The sequence below is a fragment of the Amycolatopsis sp. cmx-4-83 genome (assembly GCF_046548815.1).
Classification (GTDB): Bacteria; Actinomycetota; Actinomycetes; order Mycobacteriales; family Pseudonocardiaceae; genus Amycolatopsis; species Amycolatopsis pretoriensis_A.
This window is the reverse complement of record NZ_JAEBEF010000003.1, coordinates 306,950-319,407: the sequence shown is the minus strand read 5'-3', so window position 1 is coordinate 319,407 and position 12,458 is coordinate 306,950. Positions and strand designations below refer to the sequence as shown.

Annotated in this window: 11 protein-coding genes; 6 read left to right on the top strand and 5 right to left on the bottom strand. The window is 73.9% G+C overall.

All coding sequences use genetic code 11. The annotated features are described in order from the left end of the window. Positions 1-213: 213 nt before the first annotated feature. From ACLJQM_RS11085 to ACLJQM_RS11075, 3 genes are read right to left on the bottom strand one after another with little or no spacing between them, the layout of a single operon-like run. Positions 214-909 carry an HAD-IA family hydrolase gene (locus ACLJQM_RS11085; RefSeq protein ID WP_410631076.1) on the bottom strand — a complete coding sequence of 232 codons (696 nt, stop codon included), beginning with the start codon at positions 907-909 and terminating at the stop codon, positions 214-216. After that, positions 906-1,982, bottom strand: coding sequence for a Gfo/Idh/MocA family protein (locus ACLJQM_RS11080; protein ID WP_410631075.1), 1,077 nt, complete (start codon positions 1,980-1,982; stop codon positions 906-908). The genes ACLJQM_RS11085 and ACLJQM_RS11080 overlap by 4 nt, the downstream gene beginning before the upstream one ends. Then, the gene (locus ACLJQM_RS11075) at positions 1,979-3,145 is read right to left on the bottom strand and encodes a DegT/DnrJ/EryC1/StrS family aminotransferase (protein WP_410631074.1); all 1,167 of its coding nucleotides are present in this window, start codon (positions 3,143-3,145) and stop codon (positions 1,979-1,981) included. Before ACLJQM_RS11075 ends, ACLJQM_RS11080 begins: the two co-directional genes overlap by 4 nt. Before the next feature lie 229 nt (positions 3,146-3,374). Between ACLJQM_RS11075 and ACLJQM_RS11070 the strand changes: the two genes are divergently transcribed. Both ACLJQM_RS11070 and ACLJQM_RS11065 read left to right on the top strand, forming a co-directional pair. Continuing rightward, complete coding sequence (locus ACLJQM_RS11070; protein ID WP_410631073.1) at positions 3,375-3,821, top strand: type II 3-dehydroquinate dehydratase; 447 nt, start codon at positions 3,375-3,377, stop codon at positions 3,819-3,821. Next, complete coding sequence (locus tag ACLJQM_RS11065; protein ID WP_410631072.1) at positions 3,818-4,849, top strand: 3-dehydroquinate synthase family protein; 1,032 nt, start codon at positions 3,818-3,820, stop codon at positions 4,847-4,849. Before ACLJQM_RS11070 ends, ACLJQM_RS11065 begins: the two co-directional genes overlap by 4 nt. Here the strand turns inward: ACLJQM_RS11065 and ACLJQM_RS11060 are convergent. Continuing rightward, positions 4,829-6,187, bottom strand: coding sequence for an MFS transporter (locus ACLJQM_RS11060; protein WP_410631071.1), 1,359 nt, complete (start codon positions 6,185-6,187; stop codon positions 4,829-4,831). The genes ACLJQM_RS11065 and ACLJQM_RS11060 overlap by 21 nt on opposite strands. Before the next feature lie 137 nt (positions 6,188-6,324). Between ACLJQM_RS11060 and ACLJQM_RS11055 the strand changes: the two genes are divergently transcribed. The 4 genes from ACLJQM_RS11055 (at position 6,325) to ACLJQM_RS11040 (ending at position 9,713) form a co-directional block, all read left to right on the top strand. Continuing rightward, positions 6,325-6,882: an NADPH-dependent FMN reductase gene (locus tag ACLJQM_RS11055; protein WP_410631070.1), complete on the top strand. Its 558-nt coding sequence runs from the start codon at positions 6,325-6,327 to the stop codon at positions 6,880-6,882. 181 nt (positions 6,883-7,063) lie between these two features. Further along, a complete protein-coding gene (locus ACLJQM_RS11050) occupies positions 7,064-7,234 on the top strand; it encodes a hypothetical protein (protein WP_410631069.1) in 171 nt (56 codons plus the stop codon). Positions 7,235-7,413: 179 nt separating this feature from the next. Continuing rightward, complete coding sequence (locus ACLJQM_RS11045; protein WP_410631068.1) at positions 7,414-8,805, top strand: NDP-hexose 2,3-dehydratase family protein; 1,392 nt, start codon at positions 7,414-7,416, stop codon at positions 8,803-8,805. Next, positions 8,802-9,713, top strand: a complete 912-nt coding sequence (locus ACLJQM_RS11040; RefSeq protein ID WP_410631067.1) for an ROK family protein — start codon at positions 8,802-8,804, stop codon at positions 9,711-9,713. The genes ACLJQM_RS11045 and ACLJQM_RS11040 overlap by 4 nt, the downstream gene beginning before the upstream one ends. Here the strand turns inward: ACLJQM_RS11040 and ACLJQM_RS11035 are convergent. Beyond that, a complete protein-coding gene (locus ACLJQM_RS11035) occupies positions 9,697-12,393 on the bottom strand; it encodes an AAA family ATPase (RefSeq protein WP_410631065.1) in 2,697 nt (898 codons plus the stop codon). The genes ACLJQM_RS11040 and ACLJQM_RS11035 overlap by 17 nt on opposite strands. Positions 12,394-12,458: the final 65 nt, after the last annotated feature.

Sequence of the window (12,458 nt, the reverse complement as noted above, 5' to 3'; positions counted from 1 at the left end):
GGATTTCCGAGATCAAGTCTCAGCTGAGGGCGGGGCTCGCCGATCCCCTGTCGACCCCTGAAACCCGGTGAGCCACCCCGATCCGCCGGCCCCGAGCGCCCCAATGTGGCCTTGGTTGCGTCTCACGCACCCAAGGGCCCCTTCGGTGCGTCTGACGCACCGAAGGCCACATTGGGGCGCTTGGGCCGGGCCGTCACACGGCGGGTGGCTCAGTCACCGGGGCGCCGGTAAGCCGTTGCGCACCAGGGCCAGCAGCTCGCCCGGGCTGCGCACGACCGCGTCCGGGCCGGCCGCGCGCAGGGACGCCTCGTCCGTCTCGCCCCACAACGCCGCCACCGCGCCCACCTCCGCGCCACGCGCGCTGGCGAGGTCCGTCACCGCGTCCCCGACCATCAGCGCGTCGGCCGCGCCGACCCCGAGCAGCTCCAGCGCGCGCAGCACGATGTCCGGCGCCGGCTTGGGGTGTGCGACCTCGTCCGAACCCAGCACGTGGTCGAAGCGCCGCAGCACGCCGAGACCGTCCAAAAGGGACCGCGCACGGGGCCCGCTCTTCCCCGTCGCCACGGCGAGGCGCACCCCCAGCTCGCCCAGCTCGGTGAGCAGGGCGGGCACCCCGGGGAACAGCGGGGCCCGGTGCGCCAGCCGGTAGCTCTCGCGGACGAACGGTTCCTCGAGCTCCAGCGGGAGGCCCATGATCCGCATGATGTCGGGGAAGTACCGGCCGAGGTGACGGTTGTACTCCTCGAACGGCGCCGGTCCGTCGCCGACGACCTCCGCGTAGGCGATGTGAAAGGCCTCGCGCATGACCTGGAAGCTGTCCACCAGGACGCCGTCGAGGTCGAAGACGACCGCCCGCACCCGCACGCCGTCGCGGAGCCCGCGGACGGCCTCGTCCCGCGTCGCTGTCATCGCCGGCCCGCCAACGCGGTCCGCGCGGTGTACGCGGAGGCGTAGATCCGCTCGATCACGCCGATGGACCGGCGGGTCTCGGCGATCGCCGCACCGCGGGCGGCCGGGTCGGCCAGCCGTGCGGGCAGGCCCGCCAGCTGGCGGTCGTACTCGGCACCGATCGGCTCGTCCGGCAGTGGCACTTCGACGGTTTCCCCGGCCTCGGTCCGGGTCAGCTTCGACCCGGCCGCCCGGTTCGGGCTGAACCCGAACGTGCAGCGCAACGTCGCCGTGGCGGCGCTGCCCTCGACGGTCAAGACCGTGCTGTCCAACGCCTCGTGCGAGGCCCAGCTCGCCCGCAGCGACACCGGCAGACCCGCTTCGGTGACCAGGAACGCGCGCACGGTGTCCTCGACGTCCGCGTCGCCGGTCGCGGGCCGCGAGAACTTCCAGGCCGCGCTCCACTCGGGGTCGCGCACGAAGTCCGCGGAGACGCTGCCGGCCACCTGGTCGAACCCGGCCGGGCCGAGCAGCGGCGTGATCGCGTCCAGCAGGTGCCAGCCGAGGTCGACCAGCGCGCCACCGCCGGCGAGCCGCCGGTTGGTGAACCAGCCGCCGCTGTCGGGCACGCCGCGGGAGCGCACCCAGGTGGCTCCGACGTGCCGGATCTCGCCGAGGGTGCCAGCCACTTCGTGCAGCGCGCGGACGTCGGCGCGGTAACGGCTGGCGCTGCCGGCGAGCAGCACCGCGCCGCCCGCCGCCTCCGCGCCGGCCAGCCGGTCCGCCTCGGCCGACGACAGGCACACGGGCTTTTCGACGAACACCGGGATGCCCCGGGCGAGCAGGTCGGCGGCTACTGCGCTGTGGGCGTGGTTGGGCACCGCGACGATCGCCAGGTCCACCTGGGCGGGCTTCAGCTCGTCCGGATCCCGGTGCCGGCACGCGCCGGGCAGCTCCTGCGCCACCGAGGCCAGCACCACGGGGTTCGCGTCGACGAGGTCGGTGACCCGGTAGCCCGGCAGCGCTCGCAGGCGGGGCAGCCAGATCGACCGGGCCGCCCAGCCCAGGCCGATGAGCGCCACCCGGACGGTCACAGCCCCGCCACGGCGTCGGCGACGATCGCGGCCGTGTCCCGGATGTCCTGCTCCGAAGCGAGCAGTGTCCGGTGGTGCAGCCAGACCGTGTCGGTGGTGATCGCTTCGGCGTGCGGGCAGCGCTCGGCCAGCTCGTCCACGGTTTCCGCCGGCGCCCCGGTTTCCCAGAACGCGTCCGTGCGGTAGACCGCGCGGAACGCCGCGAACGCCGGCAGCCCTCGCGCGACCAGCTCGTCGACGAGGGAGTTGCGCCGCTCTTCCCCGATGCCGGGCACGCGGAACATGGCCATGTAGTGCGGGTTGCGGTCGGCCCGGTCGTCACCGCCCTGCGGCACGACTCCCGGGATCGCGGCGAGCAGCTCGCGCAGCACCGGCCAGCGGCGCTCGCGCGTGTCGATCTGGCTGTCGAGCCGCTTGAGCTGCGCGCGCAGCACGCCGGCGGAGAACTCGTTGAGCCGGAAGTTCGACCCGGACGTGCGGTGGAAGTAGCCGCGGTCGGTGCGCGGACGGCCGCAGCTGTGCCGCAGGAACCCCTGCTCGTACAAGCCCTCGTCCGGGAACAGGACGGCACCGCCTTCTCCCGCGGTCATCAGCTTGCCGTTCTGGAAGCTGAACGCGGCGACCGAGCCGAGCTCGCCGATCCGCTTGCCCTGCCACCGCGCGCCGTGCGCGTGCGCGGCGTCCTGCAGCAGCGGGACGCCGCTGTCCGCGGACAGCTTGGCCAGCGCGTCGAGGTCGGCGACCAGCCCCGCCATGTGCACCGGCATGATCGCCTTCGTTCGGGGCGTGATGGCCGCGGCCGCCGCGGCGGGGTCGATGTTGTACGTGCCGGGGTCGACGTCCACCGGCACCGCGACGGCGCCGAGCCGCTGGGCCGCCTGTGAGGACGAGATGAACGTGAACGCCGGGACCACGACCTCGGTGCCGGGGCCCACCCCGAGCACCTCGAGGGCCAGCTCCAGCGCGTGGGTGCCGTTGGTGACGGCGAGGGCGTGGTCGGCGCCGTGGTAGCTCGCGAACTCGTGCTCGAACGAGTCGACCTCACTGCCGCCGATCCGCCACCACTGCCCCTGCTCGAGCGCCCGGATCAGGCCGGTGCGCTCCTCGTCGGAATACTGGGGCCAGGCCGGGAACTCCGGGGCCGGCCGCGGGCTAGCCGTCATGGCACGTCACCTTTCTGCTGCACCGAGGGGAAGTCGCGACATCGCGAGAACGCCCGCCGACACCGGCCGGGCCCTTCCGACGCTAACGGCGCGGGAGCAGGGCGTCACTGCCCCTAGCTTCCCCTACCGCACCCCTTTCCCACGGGCTGACGATCCCGATCCGCCCCGGCGGGCCCGGCGGCCCGAATAGCATTGCGGCGTCAGCGATCCCAGTCCGCGGAGGAGCGTCGTGACCGCCGTACTGCTACTGAACGGGCCGAACCTGGGCATCCTCGGCCGGCGCCAGCCGGAGATCTACGGCACGGCCACGCTGGCCGACATCGCCGCCGCCGTCGGCGCCGAAATCGCCGGGCGGGGCTGGAAAGTGCGCGAGGTCCAGCTCGACGGTGAAGGCGAACTGGTGCGCGCGGTGCAGGACAACTACGACACCGTCGGCGCGATCGTCAACCCCGGCGCGCTCATGATCCACGGCTGGAGCCTGCGTGACGCATTGGCGAACTACCCCCGGCCGTGGATCGAGGTGCACCTGTCCAACATCTGGGCACGCGAGACCTTCCGGCACGAGTCCGTCCTCGCGCCGCTGGCCGCGGGCGTGATCGCGGGCCTGGGCGCCGCGGGGTACCGGCTGGCCGCGCAAGCGCTCTCCGACCTCGTGCCGGCCGAGGAGGTGCGATGACCGCGCACCGGGTCGACGTCCCGTTGGGCGAGCGCGCGTACTCCGTCCACATCGGACCCGGGGTGCGGCAGCGGCTGCCCGAGGTGGTCGAACGCCTCGGCGCGCGCCGGGTCGCGATCGTGTCGGCACGGCCGCCGGACGCGGTCCCCGACCCCGGCGTGCCGGCGTTGCGCACCCGTGCGAACGACGGCGAGCAAGCGAAGACGCTGGCCACCGTCGAGGGCCTGTGCCGGGAGTTCGCGGCGTTCGGGCTGACCCGCGCCGACGCGGTGGTCTCGTGCGGTGGCGGCACCACGACCGACGTGGTGGGCCTGGCCGCGGCGCTGTACCACCGCGGCCTGCCCGTCGTGCACCTGCCGACGTCGCTGCTCGCCCAGGTCGACGCGAGCGTGGGCGGCAAGACCGCGGTGAACCTCCCGGCGGGCAAGAACCTCGTCGGCGCGTACTGGCAGCCCGCCGAAGTCCTGTGCGACACCGACTTCCTCGCCACCCTGCCCGAGCCCGAGTGGACCAACGGCTACGGCGAGATCGCCCGCGCGCACTTCATCGGCACCGGTGACCTGCGCGGGCGCGCCGTGCCGGACCAGATCGCCGCGAGCGTCGCGCTCAAGGCCGCGATCGTCGCCGAAGACGAGCGGGACGCCGGCCGTCGCCACCTGCTGAACTACGGGCACACCCTGGGCCACGCCATCGAACTCGCGACCGGCTTCCGGCGGCGGCACGGCGAGGCGGTCGCCGTGGGGACGGTGTTCGCCGGACGGCTGGCCCGCGCGCTCGGCCGCATCACCGGGGAACGGGCGCTGGAACACACCGAAGTGGTCCGGCACTACGGATTGCCGGACACCCTGCCGGCCGGGGTGGACACCGACGAGCTGATTTCCCTGATGCGCTCGGACAAGAAGGCGACCGGCGGTGGACTGGCGTTCGTCCTCGACGGCCCGGCCGGTCCGGAACTCGTGCGCGACGTCGACCCGGCCACCGTCGCCGCGGTGCTGGACGCCATGCCCTCAGCCGTGCTCACGGCGTAGCACCGCGAGCACCAGGAGCCCGGCCAGTACCAGCAGCACGGCGCCAGCGGCGAAACCCCAGCGGTAGCCGGCCCCGGCGAACGCCGCCAGCACGGCAAGGCCCAGCGCTCCCCCGACCTGCTGCGCCGTACCGGAAAGCGCCGACCGGAGACCGGAATCCGCCTCGGCCGCGCCCGTCATCGCGAGCGCCGTCGCGGCCGGGAGGACGAGCCCCGCCGACACCCCGAGCACCACCATCGCGGGCAGCACGTCGAGCGCGAACCCGCCGCCGGCCGGGACCCGGACGAGCCAGCCGAACGAAAGCAAACCCGCGGCGAGACCCGCCAGCAGTACCCCACGCGCGCCCCAGCGCACGATGAGCCGCTGGGCCGCGCCGAGGGTGACCGCGCCGATCACCGCCGAGGCCAGCAGGTACGCGAGCCCCGTCTCCAGCGACGTCAGTCCCAGCACCTCCTGCAGGTACAACGTCACCAGGTACTGGAAGCCGAACATCGCCCCGACGAACAAGGCCTGCACGGCGTTCCCGCCCGACAGCGCACGGGAGGTGAACATCCCCAGCGGCAGCAACGGGTTTCCGGCACGTGCTTGGCGGACGACGAACGCCACCAGCAGCACCACGCCCGCGCCGACGAGCACGGGCGGGAGCCAGGTCCCGGGACCGTCCGGCCCCAGCTCGCCGATGCCGAGCACCAGGAGCATCAGCCCGGCCGTGACGAGCGCACCGCCGAACAGGTCGGCACCCGCGCCCCAGCCGGTGCCCCGCTCCGGCGCCAGTACCCGGCGGCCGAACACCAGCAGCAGCACGCCGATCGGCAGGTTCACCAGGAAAACCGAGCGCCAGCCGAACGCCTGGGTGAGCGCGCCGCCGCCGAGCGCGCCGACCGAACCGCCCGCGGCCGCCACGAACGCGAGCACCGTGATCGCGCGGACCCGCGCCCGGCCATCGGGGAACAGCACGACGGCCATGCCGGTGATCACCGAACCCGCCAGCGCCCCGCCGGCGCCCTGGGCGAACCGGGCCGCGACGAGCACGGCGCCGGTGCCCGCCACGCCGCAGACCGCCGAGGCGGCGGTGAACACCGCGATCCCGGCGAGGAAGACGCGCCGCCGTCCCACGAGGTCACCCACCCGGCCGCACAGCAGCAGGAGGCCGCCGAACGCGACGAGATAACCGTTGACCACCCACGACAACTGAGCTCCGGCCAGGCCGAGCTCGTCGCGCACCCGCGGCAGCGCCACGGCCACGCCGGTGCCGTCGATGATCAGCATCAGCTGGCCGGTCGCGAGCAACGCGAGCGAGGCCCGCGGTGACCGCACCGCGACGTCTACGGTTCCCACTTCGCGATTATGGCGCGCGCCAACGGATCCCGGCAGGAGGCACATTCGTGTAACCACGGGAAAGACAAGTGCCTCCTTCCGCCGGCGCGGAATCCGTTCCATGATCCGGAGCGACTCCGAACACGAAGGATGGGGACATGACGAAGATCGCCGTGATCGTCGGCAGCACACGACCGGGCCGGATCGCCGGGAACGTGGTGGACTGGGTGCACCGGGTCGCTTCGAAGCGGCCGGAGGTCGAGTACGAGGTCGTCGACCTCGCGGAGTGGAACCTGCCGCTCTACGACGAAGAGATCCCCGCCGCGGTCGGGCAGTACGCGGGCGAGCACACCAAGCGGTGGGCGGAGAAGATCGCGTCCTTCGACGGTTTCGTCGTGGTGACGCCGGAATACAACCACGCGCCGTCGGCGGCGGTGAAGAACGCGTTCGACTTCGTCTACGCGGAGTGGCGCGACAAGGCCATCGGTTTCGTCAGCTACGGCGGAGCCGGCGGGGTCCGCGCGGTCGAACAGCTGAAGCTGGTGGCGATCGAGGTCGGCCTCGCGCCGGTTTCGGCGCAGCTGGCCCTGCCGATCGGCTCGGACTTCCCGACCTACCCGGAATTCACGCCGCAACCGTCCCGTGAGGACGAACTGACCCGCGTACTGGACCAGGTCGAATCCTGGTCGCAGGCGCTCGCGACGGTGCGGGCCTGACCGGTGCACCCGGGCGGCGCCCATCCCCCGCCGCCCGGGTGCACCCAGGGCCCGGCAAAGTCGCTTGAGCGGCCGTGCTACCGGTGTCGATCAGGTGCGGGGAGCGTGTCGGGACGTCTTGAATGACTCATTCCTGACGCCCTGAGGATGCTTGTCAGCGAATTCGGGGCGGGTGCGGCGGGTGCCGGTGTGGCGGCGGATCGCCCGCAACGGCCAGTTCGGCGACCGGAGTGGCCAACACACCGGAAACCTGGACGTGTTGGCCGCTCCGGTCGTTGTGTTGGCCGCTCCGGTCGGCATGGTGGCCACTCCGGTCGGCGCGAATCCCGAAGTCGGCAACAGCATCGCCTGAGCAGATGAATCAGTCATTCACGGCACCGGCGACCGACTTTGCCGGAACCCTCGGGCGCACCCCTATCCGCGCACCGGGCTCCCGCACCGCACCCCGCATTCGGCGCCGGTTCGTTCCGGTGTCCCGGTGTGGTCCTTAACGTCGGACGCGGCCAACTCCCCGGGGACAAGGAGCAGTTCGTGACACTTTCCAGCTACGCCGAGCTGCGCCGGGCGGACGCGGCGACGGCCGAGCGGATCGCCCGGTCGGCCGCCGCGACCGAAGGGGTGCTGAGCACCACCGAGGTCGACGCCTGGCTCGCCGAGCGCCGGGAGGCGGATGCCCTTTCGCTGCAACGGATCCCGTTCTCCGCTCTCCGCAGCTGGCACGTCGACGAGGCGACCGGGGACCTGCGGCACGACTCCGGCCGGTTCTTCCAGGTGCACGGTCTCGCCGTGGAGTTCCCGGGCAGCGCGGTGCCCCGGTGGACCCAGCCGATCATCAACCAGCCCGAGATCGGCATCCTCGGCATCCTGGTCCAGGAGTTCGACGGCGTGCTGCACTTCCTGATGCAGGCCAAGAACGAGCCGGGCAACAGCAGCGGCATCCAGCTTTCGCCGACCGTGCAAGCCACCCGCAGCAACTACACGCGGGTGCACCAGGGCCGGGCGGTGCCCTACGTGGACTACTTCCGCGAACCGGGGGAACACCGCGTGCTCGCGGACGTCCTGCAGTCCGAGCAGGGTTCCTGGTTCTACCGCAAGCGCAACCGCAACATCGTCGTCCAGCTGGCCGCCGGGCACGAAGCCGAGCCGCACGCGGCCTTCCGCTGGCTCACCCTCGGCCAGATCCACCGGCTGCTCGCCGCCGACGACGTCGTCAACATGGACACCCGCACGGTGCTCTCGTGCCTGCCGTTCGCCACCGACGAACCGGGCACGTCCAGCCTGCACCCGCCGGGTGAGGTGCTGAGCTGGATCACCGATGCCCGCAGCCGCACCGAAATCACCGCCCGCCCGGTTCCGCTGTCCGGCATCCCGGGCTGGGTCCGCGACGACGCGGAGATCCGGCACGAGACCGGCGCCTTCTTCCGCGTCGTCGCGGTCGACGCGCGCAGCAAGCACCGCGAAGTCGGCGGCTGGACCCAGCCGATGATCGAGCCCGCCGGGCTCGGCGTGGTCGCCTTCCTGCTCACCCGCTTCGACGGCGTGCCCCACGTGCTCGTGCACGCCCGGGTCGAACCGGGCTACCTCGACCTCGTGGAGCTGGCGCCCACGGTGCAGTGCCGCCCGGAGAACTACCAGGTGCTCAGCTCCGCCGCCCGGCCGGCGTTCCTCGACGAGGTGCTCGGCGCCCCGCCGGAGCGGATCCTGTTCGAGAGCCTGCTTTCGGAGGAGGGCGGCCGGTTCCTCGACTCGCTCAACCGCTACCTCATCGTCGAGGTGCCGCCGGCGGCGATCCCGGCACCGGGGCCCGACCACCGCTGGCTCACCGTGCCCCAGCTGGTCGGCCTGCTCCGGCACAGCCATTACCTCAACGTCCAGGCGCGCAGCCTGGTCAGCTGCCTGCACAGCCTCGGAGACCTCGGATGAGCGCCCCCGCCGTGCTCGGCGTGGACATCGGCGGCACCAAGCTCGCCGTCCGGCTCGAAGCGCCCGGCGCCGCCCCGGTGCAGGTGAGCACCCCGTGGCCGGCGGGCGGCTCGGCCACCGACGACCTCGGGCTGCTCGCCGCGACCGTGGCGGCGGCCCGGGAGCGCCGGCGCCGTCCGATCGCCGCTGTGGGCGTGGCCCTGCCCGCCACCGTCGACCACGCCGGAGTCGTGCGCGCCTGGCCGGGGCGTCCCGGCTGGCAGGAGTTCGACCTCGCCGGGCCGCTGCGCGCCCTGGGCGGGGGCGCGCCGGTGCGCTGGGCCGACGACGGCGATCTCGCCGCGCTCGCCGAGGCCGACGCCGCGAACGCGGCCGACCTCGTCTACCTCGGGGTCGGCACCGGCGTCGGCGGGGGCGTTGTGTCCGGCGGCCGCTCGCTGCCCGGGCCCGGGCGCGGTTCGAGCGAGCTCGGGCACGTCGTCGTCGACGCCGCCGGCCCCCGCTGCGACTGCGGACGGCGCGGCTGCGTCCAGGCGGCCGCGTCCGGACCGGCGACGCTGCGCCGGGCGAGCCGCTTGCGCGGGGAGCCGGTCACGTTCGACGAGCTGAGCGCCGGCTGGACCGGCGGGGTGCCGTGGGCGTGCACCGCGATCGAAGAGGCCTGCACCGCGCTCGCGCTCGCCGTGGTGGCGGCGGGCGAGCTGCTCGGCACGAAGACCGCCGTGCTCGGCGGCGGGGTACCGCCCCGGCTGCCCGGCTACGTCGAAGCGGTCGCCGCGCGGGTGCGGGAGCTGACGCGCCCGGCGCACCCGCCACCACTGGTCCGCGCCGCCCGGTTCGGCGGACTGTCCTCTTTGCACGGTGCCGTGCTGCTCGCCCGGTCCACAGTGGTCACCGGGGATCCGTGACATCGGTCCACAGGTCGGTGGGCAGGTCCCGGCGCCGCTTGACGCCGAGCTTGCGGTACACGCGGGTCAGGTGCTGTTCGACCGTGCTGCGGGTGATGTAGAGCTTGGCGCCGATTTCCCGGTTGGAGTACCCCATCACCGCCAGGCCGGCCACCCGGCGCTCCGAGTCGGACAGCGTCGCGGCCGAGTCGATCGACTCCGGCTCCACGCCGTCGCTGCCGTCGGGGACTTCCATCAGCTCCCGGACCAGCGGCCGCACCTGCGCCACCCGGGCGACGTGCAGCGCGCGGCGAAGCATCAGGCGCGCGGTCCGCGTCTCCTCGATCCGGCCGTACGCGCGGCTGAGGTCGGCGAGCACGTAGGCCTGTTCGGTGAGGTCGCCGGCGGACTCGAGCAGTTCGAGCGCCTCGGTCAGCTGCTCCAGCCGGCGGCTCGCCGGACTGGCCGCCGCCAGGACCCGCAGCGTCAGCCCCCGGGCCCTCGGCTGCCGGGTGGCCGCTTGCGCGAGCTGGTGGTGCACCATCCGCCGCGCCTGGTCGGTGTTCCCGATCTGCAGCCACGCCCGCGCCGCGCCGAGCCGCCACGCCACCACCTCGCCGGTGCCGAGTCCCCAGCTGCGCAAGAGGTCCCCGCACGCCGAGAAGTCCGCGAGGGCGGAGTAGGCGTGGCCGGTCGCGAGCTGGTGCAGGCCGCGGCCGTAGCGGTAGCGGACCATCGCCAGGCTGCCCGAAGCGGCGTCCGGCACCGTCACGACGAGCCACGCGGCCGCCTCGTCGAGATCACCCAGCCCGGTCAGCGCCTCGACGAGCACGCCGAGCGGCACGCCGACCCCGACCCCCCACGCCTGCGGCGGCAGGAGGTCGAACGCCTCGCGCGAGCGCCGGACGGCCTCGACCAGATCGCCGCGCTCGACGGCGGCCAGCCCGAGCACCGCCGTGATCCGCGCCCGGCCGGTCACGCCGGCGACGGACGGGCGGCCCGTGAGCAGCCGCTCGCCCCACGTCATCGCGTCCTCGCCCTTCCCCGCCCGCACGAGCACTTCGAGGGCGAGGACGGCGGCTTCCTCGGCCCAGTTCGCCGCGCGCCCCAGGTGCACGTCCCGCAGGACCTGCTCGGCCTGCTCGACCGCCCGGTGCGGCAGCCCGTTCATCAGCGCTTCGACCAGCCGCGCGGCGGCGTGCAGCCAGCGGTCGGTGTCCGGGTACAGCGGCGAGCCACCCCGTTGCGCCGGGACCGCCGGCGGCCGGCGCCGCGCGACCGGCGGGTACCAGTGGGCGAGCCAGGTTTCCAGGTTCGCCACCGCGAGGGGCGCGTCGGCGGCACCCTCGCGCACCCGGTCGAGGACGGCGGCCGCCTCCTCTGCCCGGCCGTGCCACAGCAGCTGCCGGGCGATTTCGAACAGGTCCTGGCCCCGTGCGTGCGCGGCCGCGTCGGTGAGGTGGGTGGCCGAGCAGGCCGACGGGCCGATCCGCCAGAGCACCCGCACCAGCCGCGCCGACACCTTCCCGCCTTCCTCCGCGTCCCCGCAGTGGCGGCGGGCCACCTGGAGGCAGTGGGCGGCCCGCTCGGCTTCGTCGGCCAGCAAAGCTCGTTCGGCGGCTTCGACGAGCACGTCGACGGCCCACGTCCCGGCCGGCTCGGGCGCGCGCTCGGTGGCCAGGAGGTGGTCGACGACCACGCTCGCCGGGGCGCCGAGCTCGTGCCGGCGTTTCGCCGCGCGCTGGTGCAAGGTCGCCCGCCGCGCGGCGGACAACCCCGCCAGCACCGCCGAGCGCGCCACCTCGTGGCGGAACACCCCGCCGCTGAGCAGCCCACCGGAAGTCAAGGCGCGCAGGGCGACCTCGACGGACTCCCGCTCGAGCTCCGCCACCGCGGCGAGATCGGCGGGATCCGTGGCACCGCCGAGGACCGCGAGCGCGGCCGCCGTGCCGGCCAGGCTCGGTTCCCCGCGGTGGATGCAGCTCACCGCCGCGCGGCCGTACCGGTCCGCAGACGGCGCGTCGCCGCCGGCGGCGTAGTCCTCGGCGAGCGCGGTCACGAGCAGCGGGCTGCCCGCGGTCACCTCGAGGGCGGTTTCCGCGCACTCCCCCGCCCGGGCCGCTCCCAGCCGGACGCCGAGCAGCTCGGCGACGCCGTGGCCAGAGAGCATCGGCACCCGGACGGCGGTGAAGTGCGCCTGGCGGCTCAGCTCGGCCCGGAACTCCTCCGGCAGCGCGGTCGTCTCCGTTTCCGCCGCGAGCACGAGCAGGATCGGTTCGGCAGGCAGCCGCCGGGCGAGGTAGAGCAGGAACTCCAGCGACGCCGGATCGGCGAGCTGGAGGTCGTCGACCCCGATGACCAGCGGCTGCCCGGCAGTGCGGGGCAAGGCGTCCAGGATCGCGTCGAACCGGCGGATCAGCTCCAAGGTGAGCTCGGGACCGTCGCCGGCCGCTTCCACGACCGCCGGCGTGCCCCGCAGCAGCTGGCGCGCCAGGCCCAGCGGCCTGACCCGCTCCGCCCGAGCCCCGGTGGCGGGGAGGCAGGTCAGGCCGCGGGCCGCCGCGCGGGCGGTCAATTCCCGCAGCAGCGCGGTCTTGCCGCAGCCGATCGGGCCTTCCAACAAGACCACCGCGCCGCCGTCCGCGCCGGTCTCGAGCAGCACGTCGAGCCGGTGGACGAGATCATCCCGTTCGATCAACATCACGTTCTCCGCCATCGGGTCGCTTGGGGTGCGCGAGCCGTGCGGCGCCGCCGGGTGGCCGCCGT